The organism is Micromonospora sp. RB23, from assembly GCF_053585025.1.
The window spans coordinates 4019752-4042490 of sequence record NZ_CM132111.1 but is presented as its reverse complement, the minus strand read 5'-3'; the positions used below and the strand labels follow the sequence as shown (position 1 = coordinate 4042490).

The 22739-nt window shown below is 70.2% G+C and carries 17 protein-coding genes; 10 read left to right on the top strand and 7 right to left on the bottom strand.

All coding sequences use genetic code 11. From position 1 onward, the window contains the following. The first annotated feature begins 120 nt into the window (after positions 1–120). Together ACTFTM_RS18680 and ACTFTM_RS18675 are read left to right on the top strand one after the other, a co-directional pair. The gene (locus ACTFTM_RS18680) at positions 121–387 is read left to right on the top strand and encodes a hypothetical protein (protein WP_449561752.1); all 267 of its coding nucleotides are present in this window, start codon (positions 121–123) and stop codon (positions 385–387) included. Positions 388–611: 224 nt separating this feature from the next. After that, positions 612–800: a DUF397 domain-containing protein gene (locus ACTFTM_RS18675; protein ID WP_449561751.1), complete on the top strand. Its 189-nt coding sequence runs from the start codon at positions 612–614 to the stop codon at positions 798–800. Between the two features lie 494 nt (positions 801–1294). Here ACTFTM_RS18675 and ACTFTM_RS18670 read toward each other — a convergent pair whose 3' ends face one another. The 4 genes from ACTFTM_RS18670 to ACTFTM_RS18655 form a co-directional block, all read right to left on the bottom strand. After that, the gene (locus ACTFTM_RS18670) at positions 1295–2332 is read right to left on the bottom strand and encodes a RelA/SpoT domain-containing protein (protein WP_449561750.1); all 1038 of its coding nucleotides are present in this window, start codon (positions 2330–2332) and stop codon (positions 1295–1297) included. 485 nt (positions 2333–2817) lie between these two features. After that, a complete protein-coding gene (locus tag ACTFTM_RS18665; protein WP_449561749.1) occupies positions 2818–4020 on the bottom strand; it encodes a cellulose binding domain-containing protein in 1203 nt (400 codons plus the stop codon). Positions 4021–4151: 131 nt separating this feature from the next. Next, positions 4152–5141, bottom strand: a complete 990-nt coding sequence (locus ACTFTM_RS18660) for an acetylxylan esterase (protein ID WP_449561748.1) — start codon at positions 5139–5141, stop codon at positions 4152–4154. 15 nt (positions 5142–5156) lie between these two features. Next, positions 5157–6197, bottom strand: a complete 1041-nt coding sequence (locus ACTFTM_RS18655) for a LacI family DNA-binding transcriptional regulator (protein ID WP_449561747.1) — start codon at positions 6195–6197, stop codon at positions 5157–5159. Positions 6198–6445: 248 nt separating this feature from the next. On the opposite strand from ACTFTM_RS18655, the gene ACTFTM_RS18650 reads away from it, so the two are divergent. The 6 genes from ACTFTM_RS18650 (at position 6446) to ACTFTM_RS18625 (ending at position 15402) form a co-directional block, all read left to right on the top strand. Further along, on the top strand, positions 6446–8827 hold the full coding sequence (locus ACTFTM_RS18650) for a beta-xylosidase/alpha-l-arabinosidase (RefSeq protein ID WP_449561746.1): 2382 nt from the start codon (positions 6446–6448) through the stop codon (positions 8825–8827). Between the two features lie 9 nt (positions 8828–8836). Next, positions 8837–9829 carry an ABC transporter permease gene (locus ACTFTM_RS18645; RefSeq protein WP_449561745.1) on the top strand — a complete coding sequence of 331 codons (993 nt, stop codon included), beginning with the start codon at positions 8837–8839 and terminating at the stop codon, positions 9827–9829. Continuing rightward, positions 9826–10764, top strand: coding sequence for a carbohydrate ABC transporter permease (locus tag ACTFTM_RS18640; protein ID WP_449561744.1), 939 nt, complete (start codon positions 9826–9828; stop codon positions 10762–10764). Before ACTFTM_RS18645 ends, ACTFTM_RS18640 begins: the two co-directional genes overlap by 4 nt. 44 nt (positions 10765–10808) lie before the next feature. Continuing rightward, a complete protein-coding gene (locus tag ACTFTM_RS18635; RefSeq protein WP_449561743.1) occupies positions 10809–12449 on the top strand; it encodes an ABC transporter substrate-binding protein in 1641 nt (546 codons plus the stop codon). Between the two features lie 99 nt (positions 12450–12548). Beyond that, positions 12549–13238 (top strand): hypothetical protein, encoded by a 690-nt coding sequence (locus tag ACTFTM_RS18630; RefSeq protein ID WP_449561742.1) that lies wholly within the window; start codon positions 12549–12551, stop codon positions 13236–13238. A gap of 43 nt (positions 13239–13281) precedes the next feature. Then, on the top strand, positions 13282–15402 hold the full coding sequence (locus tag ACTFTM_RS18625) for an alpha-glucuronidase (RefSeq protein WP_449561741.1): 2121 nt from the start codon (positions 13282–13284) through the stop codon (positions 15400–15402). Positions 15403–15411: 9 nt separating this feature from the next. Here ACTFTM_RS18625 and manD read toward each other — a convergent pair whose 3' ends face one another. Next, positions 15412–16620 carry a D-mannonate dehydratase ManD gene (gene manD / locus ACTFTM_RS18620; RefSeq protein ID WP_449561740.1) on the bottom strand — a complete coding sequence of 403 codons (1209 nt, stop codon included), beginning with the start codon at positions 16618–16620 and terminating at the stop codon, positions 15412–15414. A 308-nt stretch (positions 16621–16928) separates the two neighbouring features. Between manD and ACTFTM_RS18615 the strand changes: the two genes are divergently transcribed. Continuing rightward, positions 16929–18299 (top strand): extracellular catalytic domain type 1 short-chain-length polyhydroxyalkanoate depolymerase, encoded by a 1371-nt coding sequence (locus tag ACTFTM_RS18615; RefSeq protein ID WP_449561739.1) that lies wholly within the window; start codon positions 16929–16931, stop codon positions 18297–18299. A gap of 35 nt (positions 18300–18334) precedes the next feature. Further along, on the top strand, positions 18335–19744 hold the full coding sequence (locus ACTFTM_RS18610; RefSeq protein WP_449561738.1) for an endo-1,4-beta-xylanase: 1410 nt from the start codon (positions 18335–18337) through the stop codon (positions 19742–19744). A 130-nt stretch (positions 19745–19874) separates the two neighbouring features. Here ACTFTM_RS18610 and sthA read toward each other — a convergent pair whose 3' ends face one another. Both sthA and ACTFTM_RS18600 read right to left on the bottom strand, forming a co-directional pair. Further along, positions 19875–21278 carry a Si-specific NAD(P)(+) transhydrogenase gene (gene sthA / locus ACTFTM_RS18605; RefSeq protein WP_449561737.1) on the bottom strand — a complete coding sequence of 468 codons (1404 nt, stop codon included), beginning with the start codon at positions 21276–21278 and terminating at the stop codon, positions 19875–19877. Positions 21279–21331: 53 nt separating this feature from the next. Beyond that, positions 21332–22354: a fibronectin type III domain-containing protein gene (locus tag ACTFTM_RS18600; protein WP_449561736.1), complete on the bottom strand. Its 1023-nt coding sequence runs from the start codon at positions 22352–22354 to the stop codon at positions 21332–21334. Positions 22355–22739 lie beyond the last annotated feature (385 nt).

Here is a 22739-nt window from a genome sequence, read left to right as displayed (position 1 = left end):
CGGCACCGGCGCGCGTATCCAGGCCGTCGAACAGGAGAGGGCCAAGCGGCTGCTCCTGGCCCAAGCCCGGGTCATCACGCAGGCGCACCACCGTGCCAGCGGCCACGACAGGCTGGCCCCGTGAGCGACCGGGCGGTGCCCGAGCCCGGCGCGCGGGTGTCGGTGCGGCCGGGCGAGTGGCAGCCCAGCCCCGGCATCGAGGGCCAGACCTGCCACGACATCGTCATCGTCAAGGTCCACCAGTCGCACGACCCCCGGTTCGCCTGGGTGTACGGCCACGGCCCGGAGTGCAGTTGGTCCACCGCGGACTGCACTGCCCCGTTCTGCTGGGAGGTGCTGGTCAGCGTCGACGTCCTGGCTGCCACCGCCTCCGGGCAACGACCGTGAGCACCACGCTCTCGCCGTCCGCTGAGTCCGTGCGCCGCTGGTGGCAGACCATCACCACGCACCGGCCCGTCGGTGGTCGCTGTCCCCACTGCGGCACCCGGGGTCGGTGCTGGTCATGGGCGGACGCGTTCGGTCAGCTGGTCGCCCACGACCTGTGGCACCTCGGACCACCCCCACCGATGATCGGCCGTACCCGACGGCCGCCTGCGGAGAGGAGCAACACCTTGAAGCAACTGACGTTCGTGCGCCCGAACCGATGCGACAACTCCGGTCCGAACTGTGTTGAGGTCGCCATCGACGCCGACCTCAACCGGATCGTGCGGAACTCGCAGCGGCCGGACGAGCAGGTGATGTTCGACGAGGACGAGTGGTCGGCATTCATCGACTCCGTGCGGGCCGGCCAGACCTTCTGACCGGTTAAGGGGCAGACCGACGCTGCGACCGGTCGGCCTCTCGCCCAAGGCTCGTCACCGTGGATGGGCTGCATGCTCCGGATCCTCGAAGGCTCCCGGCACGATTGCGGCGGTGACCGCAGGGCTGGTGGTGTAACTGCTCCCGGACAGAGTGCTGGTGTCGGCCCACGGTTTCGGTGCAGAACCAGGTAGGCGAATGTGCAGTGGCCTGGGCGAGTGGCGCTGGGGATCCTGCTCGCCCCGGCGACGCACGTCCGTTGCTCACGATGAGGGTCCGGTGGACGTAGGCTGCCGCTCGAATCGCGGCACATCAGGACATCTTGCAGGCTCAACTTTGACCGGCGGCGCGCGGTCGTGTAGATGCCGTCGAGGCCGTCGTGTTCGCCGGGGCAGGACCTGCACGCCGGGTCTGTTGCGCATCGCCTGGCGGACCCGAGGCGCGGTGCAACCGCCGCACGTTGGCCCTGGGCAGAGCCCACTCCGACTCAGGCACTTTAAGGCAAACGGCCATCCAGTTGCGTTCGCACGAACTCAGTGAATCGGGCCGTGTCCGCAAAGTAGTTCGGGTACGCGTCGCGCAGTTGGCTGATGCGCGCGATGTTGATGAGCACCACGTCCAGGTTCTCGTCGTCTAGAGTCTCTAACGCGGTTAGCCGTGCCTCCGCGTCGGCCAGCGTTTCGTGGACCGTCACGGTAAGCCGACCCTCGCGCCGAAAGAGCTCAAGGGTCAGGGTGTTCCGACGGTCCGTCGTCGCGTGCTCGCCGACAATCGCCGCGTAACCGCGGAGCCGTCCCAGGATGCCCACGGTCACCTCCAGCCGCGCCAGCTCGTCCGCCAACTCATCGGGCGTTCCTTCGGTACCTGGCGCCGGAGCGGTGCCCTCCTCGTGCGCCATGAGGGACGCGACCAAGACGAAGAACCGGAGCGCGTCTGCCTCGCCCTTTCCGTACTTCAGCTCGCTGCCGGAGAAGAGGTCCATCGTCTCGACTGCGGTCGCCCAGGCATGCTGCAACTGCGTGCGCACCTGCAGTTCGATCCGCAGGCCGTGGTACTCCTTCTTGGAGGCCCCGTACTCGTAGACCAAGTGGACGCCTCTGTAGCCAGAGTTCCGGGGCCCCGGGTCGTCGCGCAGATAGTCGTAGACCTTCTTCACGCGGTTCCTGCTCCTTGGCAGGTCCGCCAAGATGCCAACCAACTCGTCCACTTCGGCGACCGACTCGAAGACCACCCGGCAGCCCCCGAGATCCTGCATGGTAGTCACGCTCATCGTGGGATGACGCTTGAGCTTGTCGATGATCGTGGGGAGGCGTTTCCGGCGCTCGGCCACGACGGCGTTGGGGTTCACGTCGAGCGCACGCTGGCGCACGGTCACGGTGACGGCGTTCAAGGGAAACGCGTGGGCGAGGCGGTAATTGCTGAGGACTTCCCGAGCTGCCCAAATCTCCTCAGACGTTCCAGTCCCTCTGCCGATCACCCGGCTCGCCCGCTGGACGGCCTTGTTGGAGTGCTCAGGCACCACCCACTTCTTCATAGCCTCGACCGTATCTAACCCGCTCCGACGACTCCACCGAGTTGCCCCTGCGTCCCGGGCGCTCCCGCGAACTCCGAGTCGCGTCGGTTAGGCGCTACGGACACACGTACAGCGGCTAGATGAAATGCGTCGTGGTCGACCACGGTGAGGGTGCGACGCGAGCCCCGACGATGTGCCGGCCGTCACCGCACGATGCACGCTCGGAACCACCAACCTGCAACCCCCTAGCGGCTCGAACACGGCCCGGCATTGGGTCACGGGCGATGTGGAAGCTCGTCAAGGATAAGCGGATCCACCGCGTCCGGGTCGGTAGTCGCCGGCTCGTCCCGGCAGCGGCGATCCGCAACTTCGTCGCCTGCCTCCCGCATGCATGCTGGGGTGGTGTCCGAGGGTTCCCCGACTCCAGCCGCAGCCCGAGCCACCCGTACCGCCGGGGCGGCGAGAAGACTCCTCGCCGCCCCTGCGTTCGCCGCTCGGCGCCTGTGTCAGGCGACCGTGCAGGCCGTCCCGTTGAGCGTGAAGGCGGTCGGCTTGCCGGCGTTGCCGGTGTGGGTGGCCTGGAAGCCGATGTCGACCGACGTGTTCGGGGCGATGGTGCCGTTGTAGGAGACGTTGCGGGCGGTCACCGCGCCGCTCGTCGGCGAGTAGTCCGCGTTCCAGCCGCCGGTGATGGTCTGGCCGCCCGGCAGTGTGAACGCCAGGGCCCAGCCGTTTATCGCGCTGCTGCTCGTGTTGGTCACCGAGACGGCCGCGGTGAGCCCGTTGTTCCAGGCGTTGACCGTGTACGTGACCCGGCAGCCCGCCGACGGCGGCGGCGTGGTGGGCGGAGGAGTGGTCGGCGGGGGCGTGGTGGGCGGCGGGGTCGTCGGCGGAGGCGTGGTCGGGGGCGTGGTGGTCGGTGGGGGAGTGGTGGTCGGCGGCGTGTCCCCGCCGATGCTGCCGGGAACGGCGCGCAGGGCGTCGTACCAGGCGACGGCCATCTTGCGGTAGCCCGTGGCGTTGGGGTGCACGCCGTCGGCCAGGTCGCTGAGCGTCAGCGCGCGGTACATGTCGACCAGGTGGACGCGCTTGCCGGCCGCGGCCCGGGTCTGCACGATTCCCGGGATCGCCGCGTTGTAGCCCCGCACCACGTTGTCCGCGCCGGACTTGGGGATGATCGTCGCCACGAAGACGTCCGCGTTCGGTGCGGTGTTGGTGATGCGGTCCACCAGGGTGGCCAGCCGGCCCGGTGCTCCGGAGGTGTCGCCGTACATGTCGTTCGTGCCGATGTGCAGCAGCACGGTGCGCGGGTTGGTGGCGCGCAGCCAGTTCACGATGTTCGCGTCGATCTGCGCGATGGTCCAACCGGAGTGACCCTCGTGGTCGTGGTCACCGAGGCTGGACGGGCCGTTGAACATCGAGCCGACGAAGTCGATCCGGTAGCCGCCGGACGCGAACCGCTGCCAGAGTTCGATCCGGTAGCCACCCGCGACGTTGAAGCCGTCGGTGATCGAGTCGCCGAGGGGCATGACGCGTACCCCGCCGTTGGACTCGGCGCTCGCGGGCGCGGTCGCCACCGGTACGGCGGCGGTCATGGCCGCGACGGCGGCCAGCGCCGCCCACCACAACCGGGCCCGGCGGGGCCTCGGCGTCGTCGCGGGCCTGGCGGGTGTCGGTGGTACGGGTTTACCAAGGGTCACAGGGCTCATGGGGCTTCCTCGGGTGGTGGTTCGACAACCAGGAACCCGGACGTCGGGATGTGCCCTTCACCCCGCCCGGACGCACCATAGCTTGTTATCGCTAACACCGGCAATGCATCGATCGCCGGCCATGGGTGGGCTCAGCTCGCGAGCGTCTCGGCGAGCCAGCGCAGTTGCCGCCGGACGTGCAGGGCCTCGCCGCTCTCGTGACCGTTGAACGGGTACACGTGCATCTCCCGCCGTGGCGCGTCGGGGCGGCCGGTCGCGGCGCCGTACTGGTTGTAGGCGGCGAAGCCGGTGCTCGGTGGGCAGACGGTGTCGCGCAGGCCGATGCCGAAGTGTGCCGGCGCGGTGGCCCGCCGGGCGAAGGTCACCCCGTCGACGTAGGACAGCGTCCGCCGTACCGCCGCCTCGGCCTCCCGGTTCACCGCCAGGTACCGGGCGATCTCGCCGTACGGCGAGGCGTCGCTGAGCGCGATGGCCTGCTGGACGTCGCAGAGGAAGGGCGCGGTGATCAGCGCCGCCGCGAGATCGTCGACCAGGCCGGCGACGGCCAGGGCCACGCCCCCGCCCTGGCTGTTGCCGAGCAGGGAGACCCGTCCCGCGTCGACGCCGGGCAGGGCGCGCACCGCCTCGACGGCCCGGACGGCGTCCGTGATCAGACGGCGGTAGTGGTAGTCGTGCGGGTCGAGGATTCCCCAGGTCGCCGGCCAGGGCCCGCCGGGCGCGCCGTGCCGGTCGGCGGTGTCCCCGGCGGCGTACAGCCCGGACTGGCCCCGGTTGTCCATCAACAGGTGCGCGTACCCGGCCGCCGGCCAGACCAGCCGCTCATGGGGGAGGCCACGGCCACGCCCGTAGCCGGCGTACTCCACCACGGTGGGCAGCGGTTCGGGTATGCCCGCCGGGCGGGTGAACCAGGCCCGTACCTCGTCACCGTCGAAGCCCGCGAACGTGACGTCCCAGGTGTCGAACACGCGCAGGTCGGTGGGCTCGGGACGGACGTCGACGAGCACCGGACGGGCGGCGGCCGCGGCGAGCGTGTCGCCCCAGAACCGGTCGAAGTCCTCCGGTTCGGCGACGGTGGGCGAGTATCGCTCGAGCTCGTCGAGGCGGACAGCGGGGTCGGACACGGTTCCTCGCAGGGGTCAGCGCGGCGGGGCGGGGGGCGCGGTGCTCTCCCGGACGACCAGCTCGGTCACCAGGTCGATCCGGCTGGTCGCCGGGACGGTGCCGGCGGACAGGTCGAGCAGCATCTGGGTGGCGATGCCGGCCATGTCGCGCAACGGCTGGTTGATCGTCGTCAGGGCCGGGTCCGTCCAGGTGGCGAGCGGCAGGTTGTCGTACCCGATCACCGAGAGGTCCTCGGGGACGCGCAGGCCGCACCGACGTGCGGCCCGGAGCACCCCCATCGCCTGGATGTCCGAACCGGCGAAGATCGCCGTGGGTCGGTCCGGTCGTTGCAGGAGCTGGAGCCCGTGGGTGTGCCCGGCCCCGGCGGAGAAGCTGCCGTAGCGGACCAGCTCGGGGTCGAGGGTCAGGCCGGCCTCTTCGTGCGCGGACTGGAATCCGGCGGCCCGGGCCCGGCTGCACAGCATGTCCGGTGGTCCGGAGATGACGGCGATCCGCTGGTGGCCCAGCTCGATCAGGTGTCGGGCGGCGAGCAGGCCGCCGTTGAAGTTGTTCGAGCCGACCGTGGGCACGGAGGCCGAGGTCGCGCTGTCCGTGTCGATCACGACGAACGGTACGCCCTGACGCCGCAGGAGCTGTTGTTGCGCGTCGCTGAGATGGCAGAGGACGAACAGCACGCCCAGCGGACGCTGACCGAGCAGGGTGTCGAGCCAGCGCGCCGCCGGACGGTGCGCGCCGCCGAGCTGGGACACGGCGAGACCGACACCGACGATGCTCGTCACCGCCTCGACCCCGCGCAGGACCTCCATCGCCCAACCGGTGTCGAACTCGTGGAAGACGAGGTCGATCCGACGTGTGGCGGACGAGGAGCGCCGACTGCGGCGCTGGTACTGGTGGCGGTCGAGGCTCTCCTCGACCCGGGCTCTGGTGCCGGGAGAGACGTCCTCGCGCCCATTGAGGACCTTGGAGACCGTCGCGACCGACACGCCGACGTCGTGGGCGATCGTGGCGATGGTGGTGGTGGAGCCGGGTGGGCCGAGCGGGTGGTGCTCTGTCATCGCAGCCTCGTACAGCGTCCGAAAGTTTCGGACGACACTAACACGATCAGCCGGTGATTCACGTCGATGCAGCTAGGCGGCCTGGAAGGCATCCCAGGACGCATCGAAACTCTTGACACGCTCAGGCGGCGGACTTAGGTTGCCGAAAAGGTTGCTCTGGTTTCCGGAAAGTTTCGGATTGTGGAACCGCGCGCCACGAACCGGTCCCACGACGGCGCGGTTCGTGGCCGGAGCTAAGGGGTCTCGGCATGAGAAGTCAACAGGCCGCCGACGGCGAACCGGCGTCCCACGACGCCGCACCGTGGCGTGACACTCGGCTGTCGCCGGCCGAGCGGGCCGAGGCGCTGCTCGCGCTGATGTCCGTCGAGGAGAAGATCGCCCAGCTCGTCGGGGTCTGGGTCGGCGCCGAGGCGTCCGGCGAGGGCGTCGCGCCGCACCAGTCCGACATGGTCGCCAACACCCCGTCGTGGGACACGATCATCCGGTACGGGCTGGGTCAACTCACCCGCCCGTTCGGCACCGCGCCGGTCGACCCGGTGCTCGGGGCGCGCTCGTTGGCCGCCTCTCAGGAGCAGATCGTGGCGGCCAGCCGGTTCGGCATCCCGGCCCAGGTGCACGAGGAGTGCCTGACCGGGTTCGCGGCCTGGAAGGCCACCGTCTACCCGACCCCGCTGGGCTGGGGCGCCTCGTTCCACCCCGAGCTGGTCGAGGAGATGGCCGGCCGGATCGGCGCGTCGATGCGCGCCGCCGGTGTGCACCAGGGCCTCGCGCCCGTCCTCGACGTCACCCGCGACTACCGCTGGGGCCGTACCGAGGAGACGATCGGCGAGGACCCGTACCTGGTGGGCACGACCGGCGCGGCGTACGTGCGGGGCCTGGAGAACGCCGGCATCGTGGCCACCCTCAAGCACTTCGCCGGCTACTCCGCCTCCCGGGGCGGACGCAACCTCGCCCCGGTGTCCATGGGGCCCCGCGAACTGGCCGACCACATCCTGCCGCCGTTCGAGATGGCGCTGCGGCTCGGCGGCGCGCGGTCGGTGATGAACTCCTACGCCGAGATCGACGGCATGCCCGCCGCCGCCGACGAACACCTGCTGACCGGGCTGCTGCGCGACGAGTGGGGCTTCACCGGCATCGTGGTCGCCGACTACTTCGCCGTACGGTTCCTCGAGACCCTGCACGGTGTCGCCGGGGACGCCGTCGACGCCGCCCGGCTCGCCCTGCGCGCCGGGATCGACGTGGAACTGCCCACCGTGGACGCCTTCGGCGACGCGCTGGTGCGGGCGGTGCACGCCGGCGAGGTCGACGTGGCGCTGATCGACCGGGCGGCGCGTCGGGTGCTGATCCAGAAGATCGAAATCGGCCTGCTCGACGAGGGCTGGCGTGCCCTGCCCGACGACGTCGCGGCCCTGCGCCTCGACGACGAGGCCGGCCGGGACGTCGCCGTACGCCTGGCCCGGGAGTCGGTTGTGCTGCTGCGCAACACCGGCGTGCTGCCGCTGCCCGTCGCGAGCCGGGTCGCCCTGGTGGGCCCGCTCGCCGACGATCCGATGGCCATGCTCGGCTGCTACACCTTCCCCAACCACGTCGGCGTCAACCACCCCGAGCACGGCCTCGGCGTGGAGATCCCCACGCTGCGCGACGAGCTGACCCGCCGTGTCCCGCTCCTGGTCCACGAGCCGGGCTGCGCCGTCACCGGCGAGGACGCGTCCGGCATCCCGGCCGCGGTCGCCGCGGCGGCCAACGCGGACGTGTGCGTGCTCGCCGTCGGCGACCGGGCGGGGATGTTCGGCCGGGGCACCTCCGGCGAGGGCTGTGACGCCGCCGACCTGCGGCTGCCCGGCGTGCAGGCCGACCTGGTCCGGGCCGTCCTCGCCACCGGCACCCCGGTGGTGCTGGCGCTGCTGACCGGCCGCCCGTACGCGCTCGGCCCGGAGTTCGACGCGGCGGCGGGCGTGGTGCAGGCGTTCTTCCCCGGCCAACTCGGCGGGCAGGCGCTCGCGGAGGTGCTCACCGGCGCGGTGAACCCGTCCGGGCGGCTGCCGGTCAGCGTGCCCCGCCACGCCGGCGGACTGCCGGGCACCTACCTGGCGCCGCCGCTCGGGCGACGCAACAAGGTGTCCTCGATCGACCCGACCCCGGCGTACCCGTTCGGCCACGGCCTGAGCTACACCACCTTCGAGTGGTCCGACGCGACCGTCGTGGGTGGAGTTCAAGACGACACGACCTCCTGGCCGGTGGACGGCGAGATCCAGGTGCGGATCACCGTCCGGAACACCGGTGACCGGGCCGGCGTCGAGGTGGTGCAGCTCTACCTGCACGACCCGGTGGCGCAGACCACCCGCCCGGTGCACCGGCTGGTCGGCTTCGCGCGGGTGCCGCTGGAGCCCGGAGCGCGGGCGCACGTCACCTTCGGCGTGCCGGCCGACGTCACGTCGTTCACCGGGCGGTCCGGCCGGCGTGTCGTCGAGCCCGGCGTGGTCGAGCTGCGGTTCGGGCGTTCCAGCGGCGAGATCGCGGACGCCTTGACGCTGCGGCTCACCGGGGCCGAGCGCGAGGTCGGCCACCAGCGGGACCTACTCACGTCGGTGCGGATCGAGCCGCTCGTGGCCGTTCCGCACTCCGCATAGGAGGCGAGGATGACATCCGAGACGTTGCGGCCCCCGCCACCGGCGCCACCCGACGCCGTGGTGGAGGCCACCGCTCCCGTCCCACGCGCGCCCCGTCGGCGTCGCACCTGGCGACAGGCGCTGCGCCGGGACTGGCAGCTCTACTCCCTGGCCGTCCTTCCGCTGCTGTTCTTCCTGGTCTTCCGGTACCTCCCGATGATCGGCAATGTCATCGCGTTCCGCCGGTTCAAGCCGGGCGGGAGCATCTTCGGTGAGTACTGGGTCGGGCTGCGGTACTTCCGGATGTTCCTCACCGACCCGACGTTCTGGGACGTCTTCACCAACACGCTGGTGCTCGGGGCGCTGACCCTGCTGTTCTGCTTCCCGCTGCCGATCATCCTCGCGCTGCTGCTCAACGAGGTACGCGCCCGGCGGCTGCGGCGGTTCGTGCAGTCCGTGTCCTACCTGCCGCACTTCCTGTCGATCGTGATCGTCGCGGCCATGGTCATGCAGTTGACCTCCGTCGACGGGACCGTCAACCAGATCGTGCAGGCCACCGGCGGCGAGGCGGTGCCGTTCCTGCAACGCGCCGAGTGGTTCCGGACGATCTACGTGTCGTCCGAGGTCTGGCAGACGGTGGGCTGGGGAACGATCCTCTACCTCGCCGCGCTCACCACCGTCGACGACGACCTGTACGAGGCCGCCCGGATCGACGGGGCCAACCGTTGGCGGCAGACCTGGCACGTCACGCTCCCGGGCATCCGACCCACCATGGTCACGTTGCTGATCCTCAACATCGGCACGTTCATGGCGGTCGGGTTCGAGAAGATCCTGCTGCTGTACAACCCGCTGACCTACCCGACCGCCGACGTGCTCTCGACGTACCTGTTCCGGATGGGCTTCGGGTCCAGCAACTTCAGCTACGCCGCCGCCATCGGACTGTTCGAGGCGGTCATCGGGCTCACGCTGGTCCTGACGGCGAACCTGATCGCCCGGCGTACGGTGGGGACGAGCCTGTGGTGACCGTCGACGCCACCGACCCGGCCCGCGCCAGCGACCTGCCCGCCCGCGGCCGGCCCCGCGGAATCCGCCCCACCCGGGGCTACCGCGTGTTCCAGGCCTGCAACGCGGTCGTGCTCACCATCGTGGTGGTGGTGACCCTGTTCCCGTTCATCAACGTCCTGGCGCGCTCCCTCAGCGACGAGGGGTACATCATCGCCGGCCAGGTCAACCTCGTGCCGCGCGGATTCAACCTGGACACCTACCGGCTCGTGCTGCACGACTCGCTGTTCTGGACGAACTACCGCAACACCATCTTCTACACGTTCGTCGCCACGACCATCTCGATCGTGCTGACCACGTGCTACGCCTACGTGCTGTCCAAGAAGCACCTGCGGGGGCGTACGGCGCTGATCGGCATCGCGGTCTTCACCATGTTCTTCACCGGCGGTCTGATCCCCAACTACGTGCTCGTCACCAGTCTGGGCATGAAGAACACCGTCTGGGCCATCGCGGTGCCCAACGCGATCAACGTGTTCAACCTGCTGGTGATGAAGGCGTTCTTCGAGTCGCTACCCACCGACCTGGAGGAGGCCGCCGCCGTCGACGGGCTCAACACGTACGGCATCCTGCTGCGCATCGTGCTGCCCCTGTCCAAGGCGATCGTCGCCACGATGGTGCTGTTCTACGCCGTGGCCTTCTGGAACTCCTGGTTCGCCGCCTTCCTCTACATGGATCAGCAGGAGCTGTGGCCGGTGACCGTCTATCTGCGCAACCTGATCGCCGGAGCCACCGGCGCGGAGAACGTCGGCGCGATCGCCGAGGCCGACGAGGTGCAGGCCGAGGCGACGCTCAAGTCCGTGACGATCGTGCTCACGACCCTGCCGATCCTCCTGGTCTACCCGTTCGTCCAGCGGTACTTCGTCCGCGGCGTGATGCTCGGCGCCGTGAAGGGCTAGCCCGCACGTCCACCCTTTCCTCCACCGAACCCGAAAGGACCGCCATGCTCCACCGATCGTGGCGCCGCGTCGCGACAGCGGTAGCCGTGCTGCTCACGGCGACCAGCATCGCCGCCTGCAGTGATGATCCGTCCGACGCCAAGGACCTGTCGGAGAACAAGGCCGGTGCGATGGCCGACTACGGTCTCGGCAAGCAGTTCAAGGCGAGCGAGCCGGTCTCCTTCTCCATTCTGTACAACAATCACCCGAACTACCCGCTGCGCGAGGACTGGCTCTTCTGGTCGGAGCTGAAGTCGCGGGCCAACGTCACCCTCACCCCGGTCGCCGTGCCGCTGAGCGACTACGAGCAGAAGCGCAGCCTGCTGATCGGCGCCGGTGACGCTCCGATGATCATCCCGAAGACGTACCCGGCGCAGGAGGACGCGTACGTGTCGTCGGGTGCGATCCTGCCGGTCAGCGACTACCTGGATCTCATGCCGAACCTCCAGGACAAGATCTCGAAGTGGAACCTCAAGCCCGAGATCGACACCCGGCGTCAGGAGGACGGCAAGTTCTACCTGCTGCCCGGTCTGCACGAGAAGCCCTGGCACGACTATTCGCTGGCCATCCGCACCGACATCCTCGACGAGCTGAAGCTGAGCCCCCCGAAGACCTGGGACGAGCTGTACACGGTGCTCAAGGCGATGAAGGCCAGGTATCCGGACGTCTACCCGTTCTCGGACCGGTGGAGCAAGCCCAACCCGGCCGGCAACCTGCTCAACCTCCTGGCCGTGTCGTACGGACTCCAGGGCGCGGGCTGGAACTTCCAGCACACCAGCTGGGACGCCGACACCAAGAAGTTCGTCTACACCGGTGCGAGCGACAAGTACAAGCAGATGCTCCAGTACCTCAACAAGCTGGTGAAGGAGAAGCTGCTCGACCCGGAGAGCTTCACCCAGACCGACGACCAGGCCCGGCAGAAGCTCGCCAACAGCAAGTCCTTCGTGATCAGCGCCAACGCGCAGGCCGTGGTGAACGACTACCGGCCGGACCTGGCCAAGACCAACCCCAAGGCAAAGATCACCAAGATTCCGCTGCCGATCGGGCCGGCCGGTGAGATCAACCCGGCCAGCCGGCTGGAGAACGGCGTGATGATCTCCTCGAAGGCCCGCGACAGCAAGAACTTCGTGGCGATGATGCAGTTCATCGACTGGCTCTGGTACTCCGACGCCGGCCAGGAGTTCGCCAAGTGGGGCGTCGAGGGCACGACCTTCGTCCGGGACAGCGCCGGCAAGCCCAAGCTGGCGCCCGACGTCAACGTCATCGGGCTCAACCCCACGGCCCCCAAGCACCTGCAGAAGGACTTCGGCTTCTACAACGGTGTCTTCGCGTACGGCGGCAAGCCGGAACTGGTGCAGGGCTTCTTCGCCCCGGAGGAGCAGGAGTTCCAGAAGGTCATGAACGCCCGTACGCCGGTCGCGGTGCCCCCGCCGCACCCGTTGACCGACGAGGAGCGCGAGCAGGCGTCCCTGTGGGAGACGCCGTTGAAGGACGCCGTCTACCAGGCGACCCTGCAGTTCGCGCTGGGCCAGCGGGACTTCGCCCAGTGGGACGCCTACCTGGCGGAGCTGAAGGGCAAGAACATGGACGCCTACCTCACCATGGTCAACAAGGCGTACGACCGTTACCAGAAGGACCACCGCTGAGGTGTCGGCCGGTCCGGTGACGCGTCCCGGACCGGCCGACCACGGCGGCTCGCGCGACCGGCGCGGGCCGCCGCCGGCCCGATCCGGGAGGAGGACGAGGTGAACGACGCGGCGCACGTCGGGCGGCAGATCGGCGACGGACCCCTGTCCCGGTTCGCGTCCCGCGTCTACATCCTGCTCGTGGTCGAGGCGCTGCTCCTCGTCACCACAGTGCCGGCCCTGCTTCCGCTGCTGCTGCTCGACCGCGACCCCAGCAACCTGCCGCTGGTCGCGCTGCTGCTGACGCCCGTCGGACCGGCGGCCTCCGCCGCCCTGTACGCCCTGCGCCACCAGCGTCCCGACCTGACGGACCTGCGACCCGCCGCGCTGTTCTGGCGGGGCTACCGCGGCAACGCCGGCGGCGCGCTGCGGGTCTGGGCGCCGACGCTGCTGTGGTTGACGGTGCTCGCGCTGAACCTCGCCTACCGCGAAACGGTCGGCCTGCCGAGCTGGTGGGTGGTCCCGCTGGTCCTGGTCGCGGTCGGGGTGACCCTGTGCGCGCTCAACGCGCTGGTGATCACCTCGCTGTTCGAGTTCCGCACCCGTGACGTCCTGCGCCTGGCCGTGCACTTCCTGGTGCGTACCCCCGGTGTCACCGCCGGCAACGCCCTGCTGCTCGCGGCGGCGGCCGGGATCACCGCGGTCTTCTCCGAGGCGGTGCTGGCGCTGCTCGCCTCGGTCGTGGCCCTGGGGGTCCTCCTCGTCGCCGACCCGATGGTCCACCTGATCCGGAAGGAGTTCACCGCATGAGTCGCTCCACGACCGCCGAGGTGATCGTCACGCGGGGGGCCGCGTGAACGCGGATCTGGAGGAGCCGGTGTTCGTGGCGGAGCCGCACGACGTCGAGGACCCACGCGTCCACCCCGCCTGGCTGCCACCGGAGGCGTTCCGGGCTCTCGGCGCGCGGCGCGTCCTCGTGCACGGCGACGGGCTGCTCGTCGACACCGTCCTCGACGAGGTGACGCGCGCCTGCACGCGCTACGGCGGGCGGGTCTGGCACTCCCCGTCCTGGGACGTCGACGTCGACCTGATGCTCACCCTGCGCGGAGCGCGCGAACTGCCCAGCTCCGCGGTCGAGGCGGCCCGCGCGGCGGGGGAGACGGCGCTCGCCGACATCGGCGAGCCGCTCGGCGACGAGGGGTTCCTGCTGGCCCGCGACGGCGAGACGACGGTGGTGCTGGCCGACGCGCCGGCCGGCCTCCTGTACGGGCTGTTCCACGTCGTACGGCTCTGCGCGGCGGCCTTCGACCCGGCCCGCCCACCCGAGCTGCACCGGCCCGCGATGCGCCGACGCATGCTCGACCACTGGGACAACGTGGCGGTGCACCCGGTGATGGGCCAGGTCGAACGGGGGTACGCGGGCGGCTCGATCTTCTGGGCCGGTGGCCGTCCGCGCGGGGACCTGGCCCGGATCCGGGAGTACGGGCGGCTGCTGGCGGCCAGCGGGATCAACGCCATCTCGGTCAACAACGTCAACGTGGGTCGGGCCGAGGCGCTCCTGCTCACCGACCGGCTCGGTGACGTGGCCCAGATCGCGGACGCGCTGCGTCCGTACGGCATCCGGGTGCACCTGTCGGTGACCTTCGCCGCGCCGATGGTCCTCGGCGCGCTGCCTACCGCCGACCCGTTCGACGAGGAGGTTCGCGCCTGGTGGGCGGCCACCACGCGGCGCGTGTACGAGCGCATCGACGACTTCGGCGGCTACGTGGTGAAGGCCGACTCCGAGGGCCAGCCCGGCCCGTTCAGCTACGGACGCGACCACGCCGACGGGGCGAACCTGCTCGCCGAGGCCCTCGCCCCGTACGGGGGAGTGGTGCACTGGCGGGCGTTCGTCTACAACCACCACCAGGACTGGCGGGACCGGTCCACGGACCGCGCACGGGCCGCGTACGACCACTTCACCCCGCTCGACGGACGGTTCCGTACCAACGTCGTCCTCCAGGTGAAGTTCGGTCCGGTGGACTTCCAGACGCGCGAGCCGGTCTCGCCGGTGCTCGCCGCCATGCCGGCCACCCGCGTCGCGGTGGAGTTGCAGGTCACCCAGGAGTACACGGGCCAGCAGCGGCACGTCTGCCACCTCGGTCCGTGCTGGGGCGAGGTGCTGAGCTTCGCGCCGTGGGGCCCCGACGGGCGCACCATCGCCGACGTGGTCACCGGCGAGGCCGGCAAGGGCGGTGGCCTGGTCGCCGTCGCCAACACCGGCGACGATCCCTTCTGGACCGGGCATCCGCTGGCGCAGGCCAACCTGTACACGGTCGGTCGGCTCGCCTGGGACCCGTGGCTCGACCCCTCGACGATCCTCGACGAGTGGATGACGTTGACCTTCCCGCCGTCGGCGACCGCCGACCCGGAGCTGGTCCGGCGGACGCTGCACGAGATCATGGACGACTCGTGGCGCACCTACGAGCGGTACACCGCCCCACTGGGCGTCGGCTTCATGGTCCATCCCGGCGACCACTACGGCCCCGACGTCGACGGGTACGAGTACTCGCGGTGGGGCACCTACCACTTCGCGGACCGCGACGGCGTGGGCGTGGACCGCAGTCGCGCCTCGGGCACCGGCTTCGCCGGCCAGTACCCGCCGTACTGGGCCGACGTGTACGAGTCGCCGCAGACCTGCCCGGACGAGCTGCTGCTCTTCTTCCACCACGTGCCGTACACCCATGTCCTGCACAGTGGATCGACGGTCATCCAGCACATCTACGACACCCACTTCGCGGGTGTCGAGGAGGTGGCCGTGATGCGACGCCGATGGCAGACCCTGAACGGCATGATCGACCCGGCCGTGTACGAGCGGGTGGCCGAGCGCCTCGACGAGCAACTGCGCAGCGCCACCGAGTGGCGGGATCAGATCAACACGTACTTCTTCCGCAAGTCCGGCGTGCCCGACGCGCGGGGGCGGCGCATCTACTGAACGGGCGGCTCACCAGGGGTGCACGGTCCCGTCCTCCAGCCGGTTGACCGGCAGGTACGCGGGCGCGTACGGGTAGCGGGCCGCCGCCTCCTCGTCGATGTCGACGCCTAACCCCGGCGTCTCGGCGGGGTGCAGGTAGCCGTCGGCGAAGTGGTAGCCGTGCGGGAACACCTCGTCGGTCTGTTCGGTGTGCCGCATGTACTCCTGTAGGCCGAAGTTGGGGATCGAGATGTCGAGCTGCAGCGCGGCGGCCATGCAGACGGGCGACAGGTCGGTGGCGCCGTGCGAGCCGCTGCGGACGTGGTGCAGCGCCGCGAGGTCGAAGATGCGCCGCAGGTGGGTAATCCCGCCGGCGTGCACCACGGTGGCCCGGATGTAGTCGATGAGCTGCTCGCGGATGAGCTGGGCCGCGTCGATGACGCTGTTGAACACCTCGCCCACGGCGATCGGCGTGGTGGTGTGCTGCCGGATCAGCCGGAAACCCTCCTGGAGGTCGGCGGGGACCGGATCCTCCATCCAGGTCAGCGCGTACGGCTCCAGGCTGCGGCCGAGCCGGGCCGCCTCGATCGGGGTGAGTCGGTGGTGCACGTCGTGCAGCAGCCGCAGGGTGGGGCCGAACTCGTCGCGCACCCGCGCGAACACGCCGGGCACGTGGGACAGGTAACGCTGCGTCGACCAGGTGGCCTCGCTGGGCAGCGCCGCGTCGGCCGGCTCGTAGAAGAGCTTGTCGGCGCTGACCCCGTACGTCTTCGGCAGGCCCGGCACACCGCACTGCACCCGTACGGCCCGGTAGCCGAGGTCGACGTAGCGGGCGACCTCGACCAGCACCTCCTCGACGGTCTCGCCGTTGGCGTGGCCGTACACGGTGACACCCTCGCGGGACCGGCCGCCGAGCAGTTGGTAGACCGGCAGGCCCGCCACCTTGCCCTTGATGTCCCACAGGGCGGTGTCGACCGCGGCGATCGCGCTCATGGTGACCGGACCGCGCCGCCAGTACGCCCCCTGGTACAGGTACTGCCAGGTGTCCTCGATCCGTGCCGGGTCCCGGCCGATCAGCAGCGGCGCCACGTGATCGCGTAGGTACGACGCGACGGCCAGCTCCCTGCCGTTGAGGGTGGCGTCCCCGACGCCGGTGACGCCCTCGTCGGTGACGATCTTGAGGGTGACGAAGTTGCGGCCCGGACAGGTCACGATGACCCGGGCGTCGACGATCTTCACTCGATCTCCTTGGGGCCCGCGGGAGTCGGGTGGGGACGCCCGCAGGAGGTGGGCGCGAGGGCGGTCTGCTTATCGGGAACGTGCCGATAATATCCCGCCATCGGCAGGTGTCGAACGCTCCCGCCGGCCAGAATGGGCGTGCAGGTGACCGCGCAATCCCTTGCGCCGAAAGGTTTCCGGAAGCCTTGACAATCGAGTGGCCTCGATTGAAGCTGACATCGGTCACGCGAGCCGCGGTCACGGTCGGGCGAAGGGCAGTCCTCGACTAACCCCCTTCCATGCGCCATTCTCCCGAGGAATCGCGAACCATGACACTGAAGACAAGGCTGCTCGGCGTCCTCACCGCGGTCGCGACGGTCGCCGCCGCCGCGCTGGCGTTCGCCACGCCCGCGTCGGCCGCGACGCTCACGCAGGTGACCGGCTTCGGCAACAACCCCACAAACCTCCAGATGCACCTGTACGTCCCGGACCGGGTGGCGTCCCGACCGGGAATCCTGCTCGCCCTGCACTACTGCACCGGGACCGGCCCCGCCTTCTACTCCGGCACGCAGTACGCCTCACTCGCCGACCGGTACGGCTTCATCGTCATCTACCCGTCGGCGACCCGCAGCAGCAAGTGCTGGGACGTGGCCTCGCCGCAGGCGTTGCGCCGAGGCGGGGGCAGCGACCCGGTCGGGCTCATCTCGATGATCGACTACGTCAAGCAGCGGTACTCCGCCGACCCGGACCGCGTCTTCGCCACCGGCACCTCGTCGGGCGCGATGATGACCAACGTCATGCTCGGCGACTACCCGGACGTGTTCGCGGCCGGCGCCTCCTTCGCCGGTGTGCCGTTCGCCTGTTTCGCCACCGGGGGCACCTCGGAATGGAACAGCCAGTGCGCGAACGGGCAGTCCATCAAGACCGCCCAGCAGTGGGGGGACCTGGTCCGCGGGGCGTACCCCGGCTACAGCGGCCGGCGACCGCGGATGCAGATCTGGCACGGCACGAGCGACGACACCCTGCGCTACCCGAACTTCGGTGAGCAGGTCAAGCAGTGGACCAACGTGCACGGTCTGAGCCAGACCCCGACGTACACCGACTCCCCGCAGTCGGGTTACACCCGCACCCGGTACGGCAGCAGCGGCCCGATGGCCCCGGTCGAGGCGATCAGCATGCAGGGCGTCACGCACAACATTCCGGTCGACGCGGCCCAGGTGATCCGCTTCTTCGGCCTTGACGGCACCGCCCCGCCGACGACGCCTCCGCCGACGACGCCTCCGCCGACCACGCCGCCCCCGACGACCCCTCCGCCCACGACGCCGCCGCCCACCACGCCGCCCCCGACGACGCCGCCGCCCACCACGCCGCCGCCCAGCGCGGGCGCCTGTGGGGTCACCTACACGGTCAACGCGTGGAACAACGGGCTCACCGCGAGCGTACGGATCACCAACACCGGCGCCACGGCGGTGAACGGGTGGGCGCTGACCTTCACGCTGCCGGGCGGCCAGACCATCACCGGCGGCTGGAACGCCAGCTACTCGCCGACCAGCGGCGCGGTGACCGCCCGCAACGTCGCGTACAACGGCACCATCGCCCCGAACACGTCGGTCGAGATCGGCTTCCAGGCCACCCACACCGGCGACGCCGGTAAGCCCACGGCCTTCGCCCTCAACGGGGCCACCTGCTCGGTCTCCTGACCCCCTCCGCACCCCCACCAAGAGGAGTCGCACGAATGCGAAACGCGAGATGGAGGGCGGCGTCCAGAGCCGCCGTCGCGCTGGCCGGGGCGGGCGCGCTCGCCGCCGGCATGGCGCTGGTCCTGACGGCGCCCGCCGCCGCCGGGACCACGCTCGGCGCGTCCGCCGCAGAGAAGGGCCGCTACTTCGGTACGGCCGTGGCCGGATTCAAACTCTCGGACAGCGCGTACACCACGATCCTGAACCGTGAGTTCAACATGGTGACGGCCGAGAACGAGATGAAGATCGACGCCACCGAACCGCAGCAGAACCGTTTCAGCTACGGCTCGGCCGAGCAGATCGTCAACCACGCCCGCAGCCGGGGCATGCAGGTACGCGGTCACACGTTGGCCTGGCACGCCCAGCAGCCGAGTTGGATGCAGGGCATGAGCGGCAACGCCCTGCGGCAGGCGATCCTGAACCACGTGACGCAGGTGGCCACGCACTTCCGGGGGCAGATCTACTCCTGGGACGTGGTGAACGAGGCGTTCGCCGACGGCAACTCCGGCGGCCGGCGCGACTCGAACCTCCAGCGCACCGGCAACGACTGGATCGAGGCGGCGTTCCGCGCCGCGCGAGCCGCGGACCCGGGCGCGAAGCTCTGCTACAACGACTACAACATCGACAACTGGACGTGGGCCAAGACGCAGGGCGTCTACAACATGGTCCGCGACTTCAAGTCCCGTGGCGTGCCGATCGACTGCGTCGGCTTCCAGTCGCACTTCAACAGCGACTCCCCGTACGTCAGCAACTACCGCACCACGCTGTCGAGCTTCGCGGCGCTGGGCGTGGACGTGCAGATCACCGAGCTGGACATCGAGGGCGCCCCGGCGAACACGTACCGCAGCGTGGTCGAGGACTGCCTCGCCGTGGCCCGCTGCAACGGCATCACGGTGTGGGGCATCCGGGACAGCGACTCGTGGCGGTCGTACCAGTCGCCGCTGCTGTTCAACAACAGCGGGCAGAAGAAGCCCGCGTACGACGCCGTGCTCGCCGCGCTGAACAGCGGCACCAACCCGACAACCCCGCCGCCCACCACCCCGCCGCCGACGACGCCTCCGCCGACGACGCCTCCGCCCACCACCCCGCCGCCCACGACGCCGCCACCGGGGCAGGGCGACTGCTCCGCCTCCGTGTCGGTGAACCAGTGGAACGGCGGCTTCGTGGCGAACGTCCGGGTGACCGCCGGCGCCTCGGCCCTCAACGGGTGGACCGTGACGATCGACCTGCCGTCCGGGGCGACCGTCACCAACGCCTGGAGCGCCACCAACAGCGGTAACAGCGGCACGACGAACTGGAGGAACGTGTCCTACAACGGCCAGGTCGGCGCCGGACAGTCCACGGAGTTCGGCTTCCAGGGCACCGGCGCCGCCGGCACCCTAACCCCCACCTGCGCCCCCGCCTAAACCCCCACCCCACCCCCGCTCCACCCCTGCACCTTCGTGATCAAGAGGTTCGCGTCACCCGCCCCGGCGTGTCGTGACGCGAACCTCTTGATCACCGGGGGCGGGGGATGGGCGGGGCGGGGTGGGTGGGTCAGCCGTCTATTCGGGTTATGTTGCGGATCTTGTTGGAGGCGTCGAGGGCGGCGACCTTGTAGGCCTCGGCCAGGGTCGGATAGTTGAACACCGCGTCGATGAGGTAGTCGATGGTGCCGCCGCAGCCCATCACCGCCTGCCCGATGTGGACGATCTCGGTGGCGGCGGTGCCGAACACGTGCACGCCGAGCAGTCGGCCGTCCTCGGGGGAGACGAGCAGCTTCAACATCCCGTACGAGTCGCCGACGATCTGGCCGCGGGCCAACTCGCGGTAACGGGCGACACCCACCTCGAACGGCGTCGACGCGTCGGTCAGCTCGGCTTCGGTCTGACCGACGAAACTGATCTCGGGGATGGTGTAGATGCCGATGGGTTGCAGGCCGTGCATCTCCCGGATCGGCTCACCGCAGGCGTGCTGGGCGGCCAGCCGGCCCTGCTCCATCGAGGTGGAGGCCAGCGCCGGGAAGCCGATCACGTCACCCACCGCGTAGATGTGCTCGGCCGACGTGCGGTAGTTGGCATCGACGGCGATCCGGCCACGCCGGTCCGCTGTCAGCCCGGCCGCCTCCAACGCCAGGTCGTCGGTCTGGCCCTGCCGGCCCGCCGAGTACATGACGGTGTCCGCGACGATCTTCTTGCCGCTCTTGAGGATGCACAGCGCCGCCGTCTGGTGCTTCTCCACCGCGGCGACCTCCTCGCCGAAGCGGAACGCCACCGACAGGTCCCGCAGGTGGTACTTCAGCGACTCGACGATCTCCTCGTCGCAGAAATCGAGCATCCGCTCGCGACGCTCGACGACGGTCACCTTCGTGCCGAGGGCGGCGAACATCGACGCGTACTCCATGCCGATCACGCCGGCGCCGACCACCACCATGCTGCGGGGTACGGCCTGGAGGTTGATGACGCCGTCGGAGTCCACGATGGTCCGGTCGTCGAAGTCGACGCTGTCCGGGCGGGCGGGGCGGGTGCCGGCCGCGATGATGGCCTTGTCGAACGTCACCTTCGACTCGCGCCCGGAGCCCGCGTCGACCCAGATGGAGTGCGCGTCCGCGAAGCGGCCGGTCCCCGTGATCATCGCGACCCGGTTGCGGGCGAGCTGGTTGCGGATGACGTCCGTCTGCCGGGTGATGACGTGCTGGGTCCGGGCGGCCAGGTCGCTGACCGTGATCTCCTCCTTGACCCGGTAGCTGCTGCCGTACAGGTCGCGCTGGCTTAGGCCGGTCAGGTAGAGCACGGCCTCGCGCAGTGTCTTGGACGGGACGGTGCCGGTGTTGATGCACACCCCACCGATCATGTCGCGGCGGTCCACGATGCCGACCCGCCTGCCGAGCTTGGCGGCCGCGATCGCGGCCTTCTGACCGCTGGGTCCGGAGCCCAGCACCAACAGGTCGTAGTCATACACGAGCGTTAGCGTCGCAAGATGTCGCCGTCGACACCAGACCCCGGACGTGAGCGTTACTCGTCTGCCACCACGCAGACTCCGCCGTTCAGCGTGACCTCCTCCGGCAGTTGCGTGCCGCTGGCGACGATGCCCAGCGACACCGTGCCGCCGGGCCTGATCACCGCGTTGTGGCTGGTGTTGCGTACCCGCAGGTAGCTGTTGTTCAGTCGGTCGACGACCTGCGCGCCCCAGAGGGCCCGCACTTCCTGGCTGGCCCAGAACCGCCAGGTCATCGTCCATCCGTTCACCGCCGTCGTGCCAGTGTTCTCGACCGCGAGGTACGCCACGAAGCCGTCCGGCCACTGCCGGACGACCGTGCGGACCGCGCAGCTCGGCGGCGGCGGCAGGGTGGTCACGCTGACCGGCGACGACAGCGCCGACCAGTTGCCCGCCTCGTCGCGGGCGCGGACCACGAAGGTGTACGTCGTGCTCGGTGTCAACCCGCTGACCTGGGTGCTGGTACGCCCCGGCGGGTGTTGGTAGACCTCGCTGACCCGGGTCAGTGTGCCGCCCGCGTCGACCCGGTACACCTCGTACCGGTCGAGCACGACGTTGTCGGTCGACGGGGTCCAGCGCAGCCACACCAGGGTCGCGGCGACGTCGTACGCGACCGGCTGGCCGGGAGCGGTCGGCGGCTGGCTGTCGCCCGGTGGCATGGTCAACCGCAGCGTCGGGTTCGACACCGAGCGGTTGCCCGCCGCGTCCAGCCCCGCGACGCTGAGGGTGTACGTGCGGGACGGGCGCAGGTCGGTGATGCGGATGGAGTTGGTGCCGGTCGAGTACGCCTGGCCGGTGTCCTCGATCAGCGCCGAGACCGCGTAACCGACCACGCCCACGTTGTCGGTCGAGGCGGCCCAGGTCAGCTCGACCCAGGTGGTGTCGATGGCGGTGACCGTGATCGGGCCAGGGGCGGTGGGGCGCTCGGTGTCGTCCGCGGCGTACGCCGGGCTCGCGCCCAGGACGGCCGTCGCGGTCACGAGCGCGGCGACGGCCAGGCTGACGGCCCGCGAGCGGGGCCATGGTCGGATTGGGTGCACGATGAATCCCTCGCCTCCGGTTGTCCGCAGCGGGCCGGCGATTCACTGAAGTCGATTTTATGGCAGCCGGAGATCTGAGGATGCCCCGTCGCCGGGCTCGCCCCGGCGGCCGCCTTCGGCCCGCAGGTGCCGGCGGAGTTGGGCAGGCAGGGTGTCGCTCGGATCCTTTGGAGCTGAATCGTCTACGACATCGCCGGCGGCCCGCCGGCCCGGCGGCCCGGCGGCCCGGCGGCCCGGCGGCTTGGCGGTGCGACGGCCTGGCGGTTTGGCGGCTTGGCGGCCCGGCGGTGCGACGGCCTGGCGGTGCGAGGGCCCGGCGGTGCGGCGGCCTGGCGGTGCGGCGGCTTGGCGGTGCGACGGCCCGGCGGTCCGGCGGCCGAGCGGC